This is a genomic window from Paenibacillus sp. OK076 (assembly GCF_900110055.1).
GTDB lineage: Bacteria > Bacillota > Bacilli > Paenibacillales > Paenibacillaceae > Paenibacillus.
The window spans coordinates 201576-217519 of sequence record NZ_FOCH01000004.1 but is presented as its reverse complement, the minus strand read 5'-3'; the positions used below and the strand labels follow the sequence as shown (position 1 = coordinate 217519).

Sequence of the window (15944 nt, the reverse complement as noted above, 5' to 3'; positions counted from 1 at the left end):
TTTGACAAAATAGGCGTTTTCACTATGGATATAGGCTTGTCCTTAAACCAAAAAAAACCCCACCGGTTAAGGCGGAGTTCAACACATTATACCCAGAAAGATTTAGTGATAATGACAAGGAGAATGAACAGAACCAAGATTGCACCAGTCGATGTCCAGCCGCCGTATCCTACGCCTCCAACTTCGCTCATGGGGAACCCTCCTTTACTAAAGTATTAGGGTCCAGATACTCTTATTAGATCAGGAATGCTTTAGAGATGATGACCAACAGGATGAAGAGTACCAAAATGGCGCCAGTCGATGTCCATGCTCCGCCAACACCGTAACCTACTCCTCCAACTACTCCACTCATTGAAAACCCTCCTTTGATTTGAGGTACAGTTCACTATATGCAAAAATCACACGCTAGATCGGGCTCTGGTTAAATTTGGGCAGGTCACTATGAAGGAAAGCAAAATGCCTTTTCCGCTGTTCCCATTGAATGCAAAAAACTGCAAGCCTCAGACAGAGACTTGCAGTACATTGTATAAAGCCATTTTCCGTACGCTGCTGACTTCCGTTAGTTCGGCCGTGCCTGACGGGATGCCAGTTTCTCCTGAACCGATTGCAGCTTCTGCACACTGGAGGCATCCGGTTTGTCACGACGATCGTCAATCTTGACGGAGGTGGAGACACGCTGAGCTCCCGATAGAAACGGAGCTTCATGCAGAGCCGCAATGGCTGTAAATACTTCATTGAGCGGGCCTTCGATAATGGTACTCATGGAGGTCAACTGATATGTAATGCCCCGCTGGTTTTCCAATACTTTCTGCATGTCTGCCACATAACTGCTCAAGCTGGTTGTCCCGGTGCCAATTGGAATTACGGTCACTTCTGCTATTGCCATTTCGCTCCGCCTCCCTTGGGCCCCGCAAGTTACCGGTGCCGCTCATTTTTAGTCGATTTTTGCCTGTTTTTATTCTACCAGTTGAAGGAGGCATAATTCAAACTGACGTGATAACGTCATCTGATTTGACCAAAATTTTTTTTTGATAAATCTTCAAATCTTCCAGTCCTTTTCCTTTGCGGAATCCTGGCTTAAATGGTATACTCGGAATTACGTTTCACTGTGTTGACCCTGTTTACAAACACTATATGTTGGGTTACAGTTAGAGAACAGCAACAAAATGTAGTAAAATTGAATTACCCCACTTCTATTAGTCATCTTCTGAAATCTCGCGAAAAACAGGATGAAATCACCTCCAAAGGCACGTCCCTGTAGGTGTAAATCGTTTTCTCGAAACAGACTTGACTCGGAGGTCAACGGGGCTATTTGGACTGCACCGGTATCCTCTATTTACAGGCGTGTCTGCTTATAGACAAAAGATTACATAAGCACCCTTTTCTGTCTCTTTATGAACCTTTAAAGACAGCAAGGAACTCAGAACATCCATGGGCATTTTCAGCCAATAGGCAGAGAGAATGCTTTTTATGTGACCATGTTCTGCGTGCTGCTCCTATGTGCAAGATAAGGCAAGACTCGCGATCACCGCCGTTCAGTCCGCAATATGCAGCTATTTTCTTTATCTCACCGTAAGAAGACACTCAATTCTTTATATAAAGAATTTCTCCAATTTATCTCTTAAACATGCGAAAGCGAGGAATATTCATGCCACAAGTTGTGACCAAGCCGAACAACCGCCAGCTTGCCTTTGATGATATGCGCATCTCGGTATATGCAGATCGTATTCTGGAAGGACTGGACATGCTCGACAAGGAACGTCTGGTACGCGGGGTAAACAGCAAGCTCCGTCGTGACGAAGTGACCGGAGACGAGATCAGCAACGCTTTTATGATGAGCGCGCTGGAACTGGTAACGAAGGAAGAGCCTAACTGGAAATTTGCAGCGGCACGCTCCCTGCTTACTTCCCTTTACAAGAAAGCGGCAACCAACCGCAGATACAAATCTTACCCAGAAGAGCCTTACGGTGCTTTCCACCCGCTTCTAGTGGATCTTGTGAAGAAAGGCATCTACCGCGAAGAACTGCTGGAATGTTACACCAAAGAGCAGATCGACGAACTTGCTGAATGCATCGACTACCGAAACGATCTGTTGTTCGACTACATCGGCTTGCTCACACTGGCAGAACGTTACCTGGCTCATGATTTTGACGGAAAAGTCATGGAGCTGCCTCAAGAGCGTTACATGGTTATCGCGATGTACCTGATGCATCAGGAGCCTGCTGAGAGACGTATGGATCTCGTTAAAGAAGCTTACTGGGCAATGAGCAACATGTACATGACGGCAGCTACACCTACAATGTCCAATGCGGGCAAAAAGGTGGCTGGACAACTCTCCAGCTGTTTCATTGATACCGTGGATGATTCCCTTGAGGGCATCTTCGATTCCAACACAGATGTAGCACGTCTCAGCAAAATGGGCGGCGGCATCGGCGTTTACCTCGGTAAAGTCAGAGCTCGCGGTTCGGACATCCGTGGTCACAAAAACACAAGTTCTGGCGTAATCCCTTGGATTCGTCAACTGAATAATACTGCGGTCAGCGTAGACCAGCTCGGAACACGTAAAGGTGCGATCGCCGTTTATCTGGACGTTTTCCACAAAGACATTCTGGCCTTCCTTGATCTGAAGCTGAACAATGGTGACGAGCGGATGCGTGCGCATGACGTATTCCACGGCATCTGCCTGCCTGACCTGTTTATGGAGCGAGTAGCCAGCCGCGGCGAATGGAGCCTGTTCTGCCCGCATGAAACGAAAAAAGTGATGGGCTGGAAAGATGAGAACGGTCGTCCACTCGGACTGGAAGATTTCTATGATGAGTCCGTAGGCGAAGGCGCGTTCCGTGAGAAATATGAAGAAGCGGTCAACCACCCGCTGTTGTCCCGGATCACGGTTCAGGCGATTGACATCATGAAACGTGTTATGAAATCCCAACTGGAAACCGGTACGCCTTACATGTTCTACCGGGATACGGTTAACCGTGCGAACCCGAACAGTGCACACGGCATGGTGTACTCTTCCAACCTTTGTACGGAAATCATGCAGAACCAATCTGCAACTGTTGTTGAAAAGGAAGAACTCGTAACCAAAGATGGACAAACCCGCATCGTGATTTCCAAAGTGCCGGGCGATTTCGTAGTCTGTAACCTGAACTCCATTCACTTGGCACGTGCTGTACCTCATGATGTATTGGAGCGTTTGGTACCGATTCAGGTTCGTATGCTGGACAACGTAATCGACATTAACAACATTGAAGTACTGCAAGCCCAATACACCAACAGTCAATACCGTGCAGTTGGTCTGGGAACATTCGGACTCCATCACCTACTTGCTCTTGAAGGCATTCGTTGGGAATCGGAAGAAGCAGTCACTTATAACGATAACTTGTATGAAAAAATTAACTATTTGCTCGTAAAAGCCAGCATGGAGCTGTCCAAGGAAAAAGGACATTATCCGAAATTCCAAGGTTCCGATTGGCAAACGGGTAAATACTTCGACCAACGGGATTACACGACTGGTGAACGCGTAGGTCAATTCGTTACAACTGAACAATGGAAAGAACTGCAAGCACAAGTACAGCAAAACGGTGTACGTAACGCCTGGTTGTTCGCCATTGCACCAAATGGTTCAACATCCATCATTGCCGGTTCAACAGCCAGCATTGATCCGCTTTACGAACTGTTGTCTTATGAAGAGAAAACGACATATAAGATTGCCAACCCGGCACCTGACCTGTCCGAAAAAACGATCTGGTACTACAAAACAGCGTTCATGGTGGATCAACATGCTTCCATCAATATGGCTGCCGCCCGTCAGCGTCACGTCGATCAGGGACAAAGTTTCAACTTGTATGTTCGTCCAGATATCAAAGCAACGGAATTCCTGGAACTGCATCTGCACGCCTGGAGAGCCGGCATTAAATCAACTTATTATGTCCGCAGTCGGGCATTGACTATTGAAGAATGCGATTCTTGCGCAAGCTAATGTTTATCGTGATGCTGAAAGCTCACTAGATCTACGATGACCACCAGGGCATCCTGTTTTGATTGCAAAATGGCGTTGCCCTGGTACTTTTTTGCCCAAAACACGACCACAACATCATGAGATGTTGATATAGATGTTACAAAAGGAGTGAACGGATTATGCAATTGCAGAAAATTTTCAATACCGAAGCGCCTAACCAGTCTACCCGTATCATTGAAGGGGAATGCTCAGGCATTCTGAACTGGAACGATATTCGTATGCCTCATATGTACAAACTATATAAAGTACTGCTGCTCAACCACTGGATCGCGGATGAAATTCCAATGTCCAAGGATGCTTCCCAATTTGCCCAATTGGACCCGGAAGAACAGCGTACATTCAAAGTCAATATCTCCCTGCTCGCTGTATTGGACTCCATGCAAACAATGTTTGTAGGTGACGTGAAACGTTATTTCACGGATTCCTCACTGGAAGCGATCTCGGCAATCATCGGACAACAGGAAGTTGTACACAACCAATCGTACTCTTACGTTCTGTCCTCCATCGTATCCGATCGGGAGCAAAAGGAAATTTTTGAATACTGGAAACATGATCCGGTGCTGCTTGACCGTAACCGGTTCATCGCCGACATCTACCAAACCTTCCGGGATAACCCGTCTCCACAGACGTTCTTCCAGGCTATGGTAGCCGATCTGGTACTTGAAGGTATTTTCTTCTATAGTACATTTGCCTTCTTCTACAACCTGGCCCGTGACCAGAAGATGATGGCAACCAGCCAAATGATCTCTTATATTCAGCGTGACGAGAACCAACACTGCTACTTCTTCGCTGAAGTGTACAAACAGCTGTTGGTAGACTTCCCTGAACTGAACACACCAGAGAACATGGACTATGTGTACAAAACGATTAACCGTGCCGTTGAACTCGAAACCAACTGGGCGCACTACACACTCAGCAATGTACGCGGAATTGACCTGAATGAGTTGGAAGACTACATCAAGTACATCGCTAACAAACGTCTGCGTCTGATGGGTATGGAAAAAGCTTATGAAGGCGTGGATGTGAACTGCATGCCTTGGATCAAACCATTCTCCGACGAAGCGCTGAATGCGACGAAAACAGACTTCTTCGAAGCCAAATCCCGTAACTACGGCAAAGTCGGCGACGATAACGGATTTGACGATCTGTAAACCCAGCTAATTGCATTCTTCAATCATTCATAATTATTACATTAAAGCACTCCTTGTTAGTAGAAAGCCATCGTGGTTGTCTACAAGCAGGAGTGTTTTTTTATCTCTGAACCTTGTAAAATAGTTGGAAGAGATTCTCATCCCCTACTGAAATGAGGCCTACGTAATGCAAAGTGAACTGTTGGAACAACTCCAATCGTGGCATGAGCAGGATGAATTTGGACGTATCATTGAACGTATTGAAGCTATACCGGAAACGGAACGAGACTATAATCTCATCGGCCAGCTCGCCAGAGCTTATAATAATACAGGGCGTTATCGCGAAGCTGTCGAGCAATTGCTTTCTGTTCATCAACAAGGGGCATCTGACCCGCTCTGGCAATATCGCTTGGGTTACGCGTACTGTTATATCGCCAACTATGAACAAGCACTTTTGGCTTTTGAGAGAGCGGACGAACTCATGCCGCACGATGAATCTACCTTGGAATTCCTTCGTCAGATTCGTCCCGAAGCGGACAAGATGCGTCGAGATCGCCAGCGTCATGAAGAGGAGCTTGCCGCATTCAAGCAGAGCGGTATACAGAACCATCTAAGAGCCGCTTCAGGGACTTATGATCCTGCAACGTTCTGGGTACAGAGCGATTATGCGCAGGACAATCATGTATCAGACCCATTTGACGAAGAAGAAATTGTGTCTATTGAGCAAGAACTAGGTTACAAGCTGCCCGCATCCTATATTCAACTGATGAATACGCAGAACGGCGGTATACCTGCGCTCACTGTATTTCCCACCAAAGAAGCAACTTCATGGGCTGAGGATCACATAGCCATTTCAAGCCTTATGGGAATCGGACACGATAAAATATACGCACTCGCTGGTGAGCTGGGAAGTCGGTTCATGATCGAAGATTGGGGATACCCCGATCTGGGGATTGTGATCTGTGATTGTCCATCCGCTGGTCATGATGTCGTTATGCTGGATTATCGCTTCTGTGGTCCTGAAGGTGAACCCTGTGTAGTTCATGTGGATCAGGAAAATGATTATGAGATTACATATCTTGCGCCGAATTTTGAAGCTTTCATCCGTGGATTGGTCGATGAGGATACGTATGACCTGTCTGACGAAGAGAATGAGGACTAAAATCCAGGAGGGTCCGACCATATGACAACCCGTATATATTTTGGTTCCAATCAACTTGGCGAAGTGGCCGCAGTTTCATTGCAGGATGCGCTGAATGAGCTTGACCTGGGAACCCTTGAAGATTATCGACGAACGGATAAAGGGGTTATGGGTCAGACCCTGCTCATTCGCTCTTCCCGTGGAGAGTATGTTCTGAAAGGCAATCCTTTATATGCAGGACAGTTACAGGAAGAAAAGTTCTTTGTAGAACAACTGGCGAAACATACGTCCATTCCTGTCCCTGATCCATATTTATTACATGAAGATACCCATCTGCTAGGCTGGAGTTATGCCATAATGCCGCGCCTGCCCGGGAATCACCTGTATGATCCAACATTCCAGGCTTCACTGTCACAGCAAGATCAGGAAGAAATCGCCTGTATGTTTGCCCATACTTTGGCTGAACTGCACCGCTGGAAGGTGCCTGATGCCGGGGAATATGACCCTGTAGCGCAGCAGATTGTTTCCTTTGCAGGCGATTATCTGGACTGGTTGTACGGAACCATTCGTCACTGGTTACATGATGCTGAACAGTACTCGGTGATTACGAATGAAGATGTTCAGTGGGTGGACGAGCAATTCAAGAATGCTGAACCGGCATTTCGTTCCAAAGCTGTTCCGGGTTTTGTCATGGGAGACTTCAAGGTCGAGAATATTTTGATTCAAAATCTGGACAGCCGTTCTTCAGGGTGGCAGATTAGTGGTCTGTTCGATTTTACAACCGCCTATTTCGGAGACGGCACAGCCGACCTAACCAAAATATCCACCAGGTATGTTCGTGAGGGTCAACCAGAACTGGCCGCACAGTTCCTTCGCTGCTACCGGGATCTGGTCTGTGCAGCAGATGAGGAGAAATGCCAACACTTCCGTACACGTCTCAGCATGCATCTGCTCTATCAACGTATCTTGTGGTGGGGTGAAGCCAAAGCAACAGGACAAGTGACGTGGGCAGCCGACCTGCCTTTTGCACAGTGGGCGGAGCAGTCCATCGATTCAATTCTCGCATTGCTGGATGAGTAGATTTGGACAGGTCTCCCAATGGATAACAACCCTCCAAACTAAGGTATGTATCGTTCCATATATGTCGCCCAACATGCGGGAGCACGAATGAAACCGCCAAAGATCAAGGATGATCTCTGGCGGTTTTCGTCATACCCATATATATTTCGATCAAAGACGAAACCTCGCTCACCTTAAGCCTGTGCGACGGGTGACTCCTGATGTTTCTGCAAAAACTCCAGCATCCGCCGATAAACGAGAATCTCATTCGTTTTTCTGGAGAAGCCATGGCCTTCATCATCCAGAACGATGTATTCCACGTCTACCCCTTTCCCCTGCAACGCGGTCACGATCTGATCGGATTCCGCCTTGACGACCCTTGGATCATTGGCCCCTTGAATGACCAGCATCGGGTTCACCATCTGGTCGAGATACGTAATTGGTGAGTCCTTCGTTAAACGTTCGCGGTCACGGACCGGATCACCCAGCCAGTTGTCCATCATCGGTTTCCAGTCTTCCGGCACGGATTCCAGGAAGGTGAACAGGTTACTAGGTCCAAAAATATCGACCGCAGCGCGGAATAATTCCGGATGACGCCCTGCCAGCAGCAAGGTCATATACCCGCCGTAACTGCCTCCCACCACAAACAGGCGATCCGGTGATGAGATACCCTCGTCAAAGAGCCAGTTTATACCGGCAACACAGTCCAGCCTTGGGCCCTCGCCCCAATCTCTCTCGACCATTTTGCCAAACTCGGCGCCATATCCAGTGCTCCCTCGGAAGTTCGGAGCAAAAATATGATAACCCTGAGCCAGCATCATTTGGAACATCGGACGGAAGAATTTCGCTTCCGATGCCTGTGGCCCCCCATGCGGCCAAAATACTGTGTAACCATTAGCCTGCTCCGGCTTCGCGTTGAAAAAAAGCGCTTCGATCTCCAGTCCGTCATAGGAGTTATATCGAATGACATCCGGGTAGACGAGATCGCTCGGATCAAGCCCTGTTACCCGATTCGCAGTCAACGGTTCCCAGGACTCACTACCTGCCATCAACCGATAGATATTATGCGGCTGGATAGCTCCACGCCCCAAGATATACACATTGCCGGCCTTGGTAACCGTCACATCTTCCACCGTATCCAGTGGCATGTCCATACGCCGAGGCTGCTCCGAACCTTTGTCCAGCGCGTACATCCGATTCTCGGGACCTGTAAACGTCCAGAAGTATAACGTCTCTGAATCCTTGTGCCAGCGGATGATATCCACGTCTTCTCCCTCCACTTTGCACAGAGGACGAAATTCATGAGTATCCAGCCGGTATTCGGCCACATAGGTGTACGGTTCATTATCATTTGTAATCATCAGAAGCCGATTATTGTCTGCAAATAAGACATACGAGACCTGACTCTGCCGCTCGGAGACTGGAATAATGGATTCTGACTGACCGTTCCGATACACGTATGCTGTCTGGTAGGTATTGGAGTATACATTCAAGATCACATAGGCCTGTTCATCCGAACTCACAGTAACCAGATTGCTTGTGACCTCTTCCCCCTGATGCAGCAGCTCATCCTCTCCCGTTTCCAGGTTAATCCGGCGTGAATTGAGATAGTTCGGGTTATCCCTACTTGTCATATAATAAAGACGCTGTCCATCCTCGGACAGATGGGAGAAATAACAACGATCATTGGGCTCTGCCGGAACGACAGGAAATGGGACCCCGCCTTCCGGTTGAAGTGCATACAGATGATAATTCTCATCCCCGTCCCGATCAAACGCCGTGAGAATATGACGTCCTTCTGGGTCTGGTTTGATAAACTGGCTGCTCTGATTCAAATATGTCAAAGGATACGGGTAGCCACCCGGCAGATCCATCGCCCAGATATTGGGCTGGCCATTCAGATTGCTGTCAAAAAACAAACGTTTCTCATCGGCCGATACGGCAAAATGGGAAATCCGATACGTCTGGAAATACTGTTCTACATCCGGTTTGGGAAACTGAATCATGACAAACCTCCTTAAGTATGAACTAAGTATCAAACGGTGGTAAATTAAGGGTATATTTGTCCATATTATATGTACATCCATTGTTTGTACAATAGATATGGCACATTTTTTTCCATTTTAACTCATTGATTACGTATAAAAGGTCATATGGGGTTTGTCTTCCCTGTAATATTCCAGCCTTTGCTTCATATTTCCGGTATGTAGCTCGAACAGATGACCATCAGGATCGGTAAAATAAACGGATAATGCATCCTTAGGGTCACGTGGTCTTCCGCGAAGAATGTGAGCCCCGGCTGCTCGCAGCTGCTGCACAGATTCGTCGAATTCCTCTTCTTTTACGGTAAAGGCAATATGTGTATACGTTCGTTCCGTATAGTTGCGAATAACATCTTCCTGATTCAAAGCGATCCACAGTCCGGCAAGTTCGAAATATGCCAGCTTCCGGCCTTTCACCTGAATACGGGCACCGAGAGCCTGCTCATAAAAGGTAATGGACCGCTCCAGATTGGATACGGAAAAGCACAGATGATTAATCCCCTGAATATTCATTTGGCTCCTTACACCTCCACATTTTAATGAACTGTTGCAATAGCTACATCCTTATTATGGTATATTTTGGACCAAAAACAAATGCCCTTCTTGCTCCTGCCGCACCTTCTTCTGGGCGAATGCATAGTTTAGACGTATGAACGAACGTGCGAGGAGGATGTAAACCGAATGAATCCTGTCTATCCTTTTTACGGTGAGAAAACGGTGTGCAAGCCACAAAAGTTGGCTTTCCCGCCCCAGCATCAGGACCTGCAGCCAGGTCTGGAAACCCTGATGGTGCCTGAACCGATCAGCGAAGATCCTGCTTATATTGGCAGCTGCAAGCTGGAAGGCAAGGTTGCTATTATAACCGGTGGTGACAGTGGAATCGGCAGAGCAGCAGCTATTGCTTTTGCCAAGGAAGGTGCAGATATCACCATCGCTTATTTATATGAACGGACCGACGCCGAAAGGACACGTGAACGCATTGAAGAGCTGGGACAACGGTGTCTGTTAATCGAGATTGATCTGCGGTTGAAGAAAAACTGCGAGGCTGTCATCCGTACGACCATGGAAACCTTCGGAAAGATCGATGTCCTTGTTAACAATCATGGCGTGCAGTACGTACAGCCGAGCATTGTCGATATTACGGAAGAACAGCTGTACCATACGTTCCAAACGAATGTGTTTGCCTATTTCTTTCTTATTCAGGCGGCTCTCCCGCATCTGTGCAAAGGAGCATCCATCATCAATACAGCTTCCATTACGGCCTATAAAGGTGAAGTGCAGCTGATCGATTACTCATCCAGCAAAGGGGCTGTCGTCTCCCTGACTCGTGTACTCGCCAAATCGCTCGCATCGGAAGGAATCCGGGTGAATTGCGTGGCTCCGGGACCCATCTGGACACCACTCATTCCATCCAGCTTCTCCGCTGAAGATGTACAGGTATTTGGAACCGAGACGCCGATGGGCCGGGCAGGCCAACCTTATGAACTTGCGGCTGCCTACGTCTATCTTGCATCTCGCGACTCCTCCTATGTCACCGGTGAGTGCATTCATGTCAATGGCGGCGACATGGTAACAACCTAGTCATCTGGAGAACACCTCAAATCTTTGTAAAAAAAATATAATTGCATTGATATGAATTCAACTGTATCATCCCCGTTCACGAGCCATGTCAGGTTGGATTTCGCGTTGGCAGCAGGAGAACACGTCATCTGTTCCGAAGAGGGTTAGGAGTAAATGATCCGGCGAGCCGGAACCTGACATCTTGCGACAAGGAGCTGAACAACCTGATGAACTACGATCCACTCTACCAACCGTATCCGTCTTACCGTGTGCCCGTTTATGCCAAACAAGGTATGGTCGCCACTTCACAGCCGTTGGCTGCACAAGCCGGTCTGGACGTGTTAAAAAAGGGCGGCAACGCCATTGATGCCGCGATCGCCACCGCTGCTGCGCTCACCGTGCTGGAGCCAACGTCCAATGGCATTGGGGGCGATGCCTTTGCCCTCGTCTGGACCGAGGGCAAGCTGCATGGCCTGAATGCCAGCGGGCCTGCGCCTCAGAGTATATCGATTGAGGCGCTCAAGGCGGCAGGCTATTCGGAGATGCCGAAGCTTGGGGTCATCCCGGTGACGGTGCCTGGCGCACCGGCTGGTTGGGCTGAGCTGAGCCGCCGATTCGGGCGGCTCACGCTGGCGGAAGCGCTGGAACCGGCTGTCCGCTACGCGGAAGAAGGTTACCCGCTTGCGCCGGGGCTGGCCCGCCATTGGGCACGGGCAGCCGACATCTATGCACGCCAAGGCGATGCGGAAGCCGGGCGGGCGTGGTTTGAGACGTTTGCCCCAGGCGGGCGTGTTCCCGCCGTGGGCGAGATGTGGCGTTCGCCGGATCATGCGGCAACACTGCGCCGGATTGGCGAGAGCGAGTCGCGAGACTTCTATGAAGGTGAACTCGCGGAGCGTATTCACTCTTTTATGGCAGAACACGGAGGTTACCTCACCAAAGAAGATCTGGCTGCATTTCAGCCTGAATGGGTTGATCCGATCTCGGTCTCCTATCGCGGATATGACGTGTGGGAGATCCCACCGAACGGTCAGGGGCTGATTGCTCTGGCAGCGCTCAATCTGCTAAAGGTCTTTGATTTTGAAGAAAAGGAATCCGTCCTGGCATACCACAGGCAGCTGGAAGCCATGAAGCTGGCGTTTGCCGATGGGGAGAAATACATTACCGAGGAACGCAAGATGGGCGTAACCGTGCAGGAATTATTATCCGAAGCGTATGCAGACGAACGGCGCAAACTCATTGGTGATATGGCACTTCCACCTGAAGCAGGCGATCCAAAGGCAAGCGGAACGGTGTATCTTGCAACGGCAGATGGTGAGGGCAACATGGTTTCCTTCATCCAGAGCAATTATATGGGCTTCGGCTCCGGACTAGTTGTGCCAGGCACAGGCATTGCCCTGCAAAACCGGGGACATAATTTCTCACTTGATCCCGATCACGCCAACGCGCTAGCGCCGGGCAAACGGACATATCATACGATCATCCCGGGCTTTCTGACACGCGGCGAGGAAGCGATCGGACCATTCGGGGTCATGGGCGGTTTCATGCAGCCCCAGGGTCATGTGCAGATCGTCATGAATACGGTGGACTTCCACCTCAACCCACAGGCTGCGCTCGATTCTCCGCGCTGGCAGTGGACCAAAGGCAAAACGATCCTGGTTGAGCCCGGATTCCCTCAGCATATTGCACAGGCACTTGCCCGCAAAGGGCATGATATACAAGTCGCCCTCGATCCGTCGATGTTTGGTCGCGGCCAGATCATCTGGCGCAACCCGGACAACGGCGTATTGTGCGGCGGTACGGAAAGCCGGGCCGATGGCTCGGTAGCAGCGTGGTAATAGGCTGCAGGTGCAGCTGAATGAGAGCGGGAACGTAACGCTCAGGCGTATTGCATATGCTAAGGGGAACAGGGAAAACCGTTCATATATATGAATTTTTTGATTCATGATATGTAGTCATTCATCATTCGTTTGGTTTCAGGAAAGAGGCAAGGAAGAGATCTGATCGGTCTCTTCTTTGCTTTTTTTATCTTTTTTCCCCGTTGACCAGCAAGACGTATTACAGGTTCTGTATAGAATTCATGTCTCTTCAAATGTAAATCCCATGTATAATTCATAGTTTTCATTTTATTTTCATAGATTTTCCGTAAATTTTCATCCTTCCCATTACAGAGACTCTGCTCCCGTCCGATATACATATAGAGGAATTGCTCACCTCACACGTCATCTCCATCTTATAGAAAAGAGGGCATACGCACATGAAAACACAAGGGAAAATCAAATTCTGGTTCACCATGATGATGGTTCTGGTTATTATGGTCCTGGGAGCATGCTCGGCAACCGATAAGGTGTCCCCCGCAGATCAGCGAACCAAAGTCGGAATCGTTCTTACAGATGTCGGCCTGGGTGATCATTCCTTCAGTGACGCATCTTTTGAAGGATTGGTACAGGCAAGAAACGAGAACAGTATTGTGTTTGATTACAAGGAACCGGGAAAGGATCTGACATCCGAGGCAGCCTTTGAGCAATTTGCGAAGGATAAGGTTGATCTGATTATTGGTCTAAGCGACACGATAAAAGCCGATTTGGAGAAGGTTGCTCAAAAATATCCCGATCAGCGTTTTCTCATCATTGACGGGCATTCCGATCTCCCCAATGTGACCTCCATGTCCTTCAAAGCAGAAGAAGGCAGCTATCTTGCAGGTATCATTGCTGGCTTTGCAACAAATGAAGACCATGTAGGCTTCTTGGGTGGAATGGATATTCCGGTGCTTCACGATTTCCAGCAAGGTTTTGAGCAAGGTGTAAAGGCCGCTAATCCCGATGCCGCAGTGCATGTCGTGTACGCCGGGGATTTCGGCAATCCTGATCTTGGAGGTAAGCTCGCAGCACAGATGATTCAGGAACAACGAGTTGACGTGATTTATGTTGCTGCCGGACTTACCGGTATAGGCTCACTTTCAGAGATTCAGCGATTGGGTAAATACGCCATTGGCGTGGACCAGGATCAGTTCTTTTTAGCAGAAAAAGCAGTACTCACTTCCATGCTCAAAAATGTAGATGTCTCTCTTCATAACGCCATTAATACGTTCATTCAGAACCAGCATTCATTTCCCGAAAAAGAAATGTTCTATGGTCTGGCAGAAAACGGCGTAGGTTTAACCGCCCTACATAACATCACACTCACGGACGAACAACAGCAAACATTCGAAGATTTGAAAGCACAGATCGCTTCCGGCAAAACCAAAATTACCCTAGATCAATAAACCAATTGCTAATATGGAGGCACGCTTATGAAATTGCAGGGAAAGCTGATATTGAACGCCATCGTATCGTTACTGTTATGCCTTTTGCTAGTAGCCTATATCATCATTCAATTGCTAAACATGAATGCCAAAAATCAAAATCTGGTGCCTGCCATGCTGAAGGTCACGGAGCTGAACGCTAACCAGATACAGACCGAACAGGCGCTCGATGTGTACTCGTTCTCCATGACAGCTGGCAATCAGGATAATGTAGCACGCTTGCTGAATGAAGGTAAAACCATGGTAAAGCAGCTCACAGAAGGCTTGTTGGAAACGGATGAACAGCTTCGCCTGATCCAATCGATCCAAACCAAATTGACGGCTCTTGACACGGGCGCCACCGAAGCCATCACAGCCATGAACAGTTCGGACGCCAAACGTTTCAGCTCACGGGTCAAAGGCATACAAAATGATATCTATATGCTGGATGAGGTGACCCGGGATCGATATGACCAATACACAGTAGATCTTGAACAAGACATCCAGCGAACCTGGCAGATTGCTCTCGTCGGAGCCATCGTCCTGCTGGTCGCTGTCCTGCTGTTCAACATGTACACTTCACGACAATTGGCGGGGCGCATTCGCACCTTGAAGGAAGCTGCAGGACAGATTGCAAACGGCAATCTTACGCAGCAGCTTACGGAGACACGTGGCAAAGATGAACTGGATGACTTAAACCGCTCCTTCCGTCTTATGACGGGGAACATACGCGGTATCATTCAATCCATTGGTGCCGCAGGAAACCGTGTTGATGGGATGGCGCAGGACATTGACCGCGGCAATGATACCGTGCAGGCCATTGTTCAGCAAGTATCCCGAACAACCGAAGAACTGTCGATTGGCAGTCAGAAAATTGCTGAGGATCTAAGCGACACAGTCATGGTCGTGGACAAAATGCAGCATATGTTTGAAAGCAATCTACAGGCGACTTCACAATCGGCCATTTATGGTAACGAAGTTTTGAGTTCCGTTCAGGAGGGACATATTGCCGTACAGGAACAGCTTCGACTGGCTGAAGTAAACCGGATTGCCATGTCTGAGGTAGAGAAGACTGTCCAGGAACTGGAGGAGAGCGCCTCCCGGATCGCAACGATGACCGGCTATGTATCAAGCATTGCTACACAGACAACCCTTCTGTCTCTGAACGCTTCCATCGAAGCGGCACGTGCTGGTGAAGCGGGACGCGGTTTTGCTGTCGTCGCGGGGGAAGTGAAGAAACTGGCTGAGCAATCTGAGCAATCGGTACAGCATATCTTTGCGGCTGTCGGCGAAATCACAGCAGCTATGGGCAAAGTGAAAAACTCTGTGACACAGAGCATCCAGCTCTTTGCAGAACAGGAGCAGGCCACCGGAAAAACCGGCGAATCCTTCTCCGGAATTCGTCACAGTGTAGAGCGGATCAGCACAAGTATTAATCAGCTTACGGAAGACATGCAGCAGTCCAGTGAACTTAGCGCACAGGTTCAGCAGGCGATTGAAAATATAAGTGCCATAACGGAACAATCGGCTGCAAGCAGTGAGGAAATTACAGCTTCAACGGCCGAGCAGCAACGTTCGTTCGCCGAAGCAAGCACTAAGGTGAAAACCCTGCGGGATATCAGTGCAGAGATGCATCAGGAGCTTTTACGGTTCCGGTTGTAGTGGAGTCAGGATGAAAGAAAGAAAGAAGAGAAGCGATTGTACCGAA

At 48.6% G+C, this 15944-nt stretch carries 13 protein-coding genes; 8 read left to right on the top strand and 5 right to left on the bottom strand.

Features of this window, described 5'->3' with window-relative positions:
* Nucleotides 1–86: 86 nt before the first annotated feature.
* From BMY78_RS33110 to BMY78_RS25785, 3 genes are all read right to left on the bottom strand, one after another.
* A complete protein-coding gene (locus BMY78_RS33110) occupies nucleotides 87–191 on the bottom strand; it encodes a YjcZ family sporulation protein (RefSeq protein ID WP_212677023.1) in 105 nt (34 codons plus the stop codon).
* A gap of 44 nt (nucleotides 192–235) precedes the next feature.
* The gene (locus BMY78_RS33105) at nucleotides 236–352 is read right to left on the bottom strand and encodes a YjcZ family sporulation protein (RefSeq protein WP_208642743.1); all 117 of its coding nucleotides are present in this window, start codon (nucleotides 350–352) and stop codon (nucleotides 236–238) included.
* A gap of 207 nt (nucleotides 353–559) precedes the next feature.
* A complete protein-coding gene (locus tag BMY78_RS25785; protein ID WP_024632187.1) occupies nucleotides 560–886 on the bottom strand; it encodes an MTH1187 family thiamine-binding protein in 327 nt (108 codons plus the stop codon).
* A gap of 762 nt (nucleotides 887–1648) precedes the next feature.
* Here BMY78_RS25785 and BMY78_RS25780 point away from each other — a divergent pair.
* The 4 genes from BMY78_RS25780 (at nucleotide 1649) to BMY78_RS25765 (ending at nucleotide 7372) form a co-directional block, all read left to right on the top strand.
* Nucleotides 1649–3982, top strand: a complete 2334-nt coding sequence (locus tag BMY78_RS25780) for a ribonucleoside-diphosphate reductase subunit alpha (protein ID WP_090904185.1) — start codon at nucleotides 1649–1651, stop codon at nucleotides 3980–3982.
* Nucleotides 3983–4140: 158 nt separating this feature from the next.
* Entirely contained in the window at nucleotides 4141–5172 is a 1032-nt protein-coding gene (locus BMY78_RS25775) for a ribonucleotide-diphosphate reductase subunit beta (protein ID WP_024632189.1), read from the top strand.
* Nucleotides 5173–5338: 166 nt separating this feature from the next.
* Entirely contained in the window at nucleotides 5339–6313 is a 975-nt protein-coding gene (locus tag BMY78_RS25770; RefSeq protein ID WP_090904184.1) for an SMI1/KNR4 family protein, read from the top strand.
* A gap of 21 nt (nucleotides 6314–6334) precedes the next feature.
* A complete protein-coding gene (locus tag BMY78_RS25765) occupies nucleotides 6335–7372 on the top strand; it encodes a phosphotransferase family protein (RefSeq protein ID WP_090904183.1) in 1038 nt (345 codons plus the stop codon).
* 173 nt (nucleotides 7373–7545) lie between these two features.
* Here BMY78_RS25765 and BMY78_RS25760 read toward each other — a convergent pair whose 3' ends face one another.
* Both BMY78_RS25760 and fosB read right to left on the bottom strand, forming a co-directional pair.
* Complete coding sequence (locus BMY78_RS25760; protein ID WP_090904182.1) at nucleotides 7546–9357, bottom strand: S9 family peptidase; 1812 nt, start codon at nucleotides 9355–9357, stop codon at nucleotides 7546–7548.
* A gap of 129 nt (nucleotides 9358–9486) precedes the next feature.
* Nucleotides 9487–9906, bottom strand: a complete 420-nt coding sequence (fosB, locus tag BMY78_RS25755; protein WP_090904181.1) for a metallothiol transferase FosB — start codon at nucleotides 9904–9906, stop codon at nucleotides 9487–9489.
* A gap of 168 nt (nucleotides 9907–10074) precedes the next feature.
* On the opposite strand from fosB, the gene BMY78_RS25750 reads away from it, so the two are divergent.
* From BMY78_RS25750 to BMY78_RS25730, 4 genes are all read left to right on the top strand, one after another.
* Nucleotides 10075–10974 (top strand): glucose 1-dehydrogenase, encoded by a 900-nt coding sequence (locus BMY78_RS25750; RefSeq protein WP_090904180.1) that lies wholly within the window; start codon nucleotides 10075–10077, stop codon nucleotides 10972–10974.
* Nucleotides 10975–11180: 206 nt separating this feature from the next.
* A complete protein-coding gene (locus tag BMY78_RS25745) occupies nucleotides 11181–12791 on the top strand; it encodes a gamma-glutamyltransferase family protein (RefSeq protein ID WP_090904179.1) in 1611 nt (536 codons plus the stop codon).
* Between the two features lie 419 nt (nucleotides 12792–13210).
* Entirely contained in the window at nucleotides 13211–14218 is a 1008-nt protein-coding gene (locus BMY78_RS25735) for a BMP family lipoprotein (protein WP_090904177.1), read from the top strand.
* Between the two features lie 27 nt (nucleotides 14219–14245).
* Entirely contained in the window at nucleotides 14246–15898 is a 1653-nt protein-coding gene (locus BMY78_RS25730) for a methyl-accepting chemotaxis protein (protein WP_090904176.1), read from the top strand.
* Nucleotides 15899–15944 lie beyond the last annotated feature (46 nt).

Excerpts from the sequence above, each read along its gene's own strand:
- BMY78_RS33110 (WP_212677023.1), bottom strand. The coding sequence starts at position 191 with ATGAGCGAAGTTGGAGGCGTAGGATACGGCGGCTGGACATCGACTGGT.
- BMY78_RS33105 (WP_208642743.1), bottom strand. The coding sequence starts at position 352 with ATGAGTGGAGTAGTTGGAGGAGTAGGTTACGGTGTTGGCGGAGCATGG.
- BMY78_RS25785 (WP_024632187.1), bottom strand. The coding sequence starts at position 886 with ATGGCAATAGCAGAAGTGACCGTAATTCCAATTGGCACCGGGACAACC.
- BMY78_RS25780 (WP_090904185.1), top strand. The coding sequence starts at position 1,649 with ATGCCACAAGTTGTGACCAAGCCGAACAACCGCCAGCTTGCCTTTGAT.
- BMY78_RS25775 (WP_024632189.1), top strand. The coding sequence starts at position 4,141 with ATGCAATTGCAGAAAATTTTCAATACCGAAGCGCCTAACCAGTCTACC.
- BMY78_RS25770 (WP_090904184.1), top strand. The coding sequence starts at position 5,339 with ATGCAAAGTGAACTGTTGGAACAACTCCAATCGTGGCATGAGCAGGAT.
- BMY78_RS25765 (WP_090904183.1), top strand. The coding sequence starts at position 6,335 with ATGACAACCCGTATATATTTTGGTTCCAATCAACTTGGCGAAGTGGCC.
- BMY78_RS25760 (WP_090904182.1), bottom strand. The coding sequence starts at position 9,357 with ATGATTCAGTTTCCCAAACCGGATGTAGAACAGTATTTCCAGACGTAT.
- fosB (WP_090904181.1), bottom strand. The coding sequence starts at position 9,906 with ATGAATATTCAGGGGATTAATCATCTGTGCTTTTCCGTATCCAATCTG.
- BMY78_RS25750 (WP_090904180.1), top strand. The coding sequence starts at position 10,075 with ATGAATCCTGTCTATCCTTTTTACGGTGAGAAAACGGTGTGCAAGCCA.
- BMY78_RS25745 (WP_090904179.1), top strand. The coding sequence starts at position 11,181 with ATGAACTACGATCCACTCTACCAACCGTATCCGTCTTACCGTGTGCCC.
- BMY78_RS25735 (WP_090904177.1), top strand. The coding sequence starts at position 13,211 with ATGAAAACACAAGGGAAAATCAAATTCTGGTTCACCATGATGATGGTT.
- BMY78_RS25730 (WP_090904176.1), top strand. The coding sequence starts at position 14,246 with ATGAAATTGCAGGGAAAGCTGATATTGAACGCCATCGTATCGTTACTG.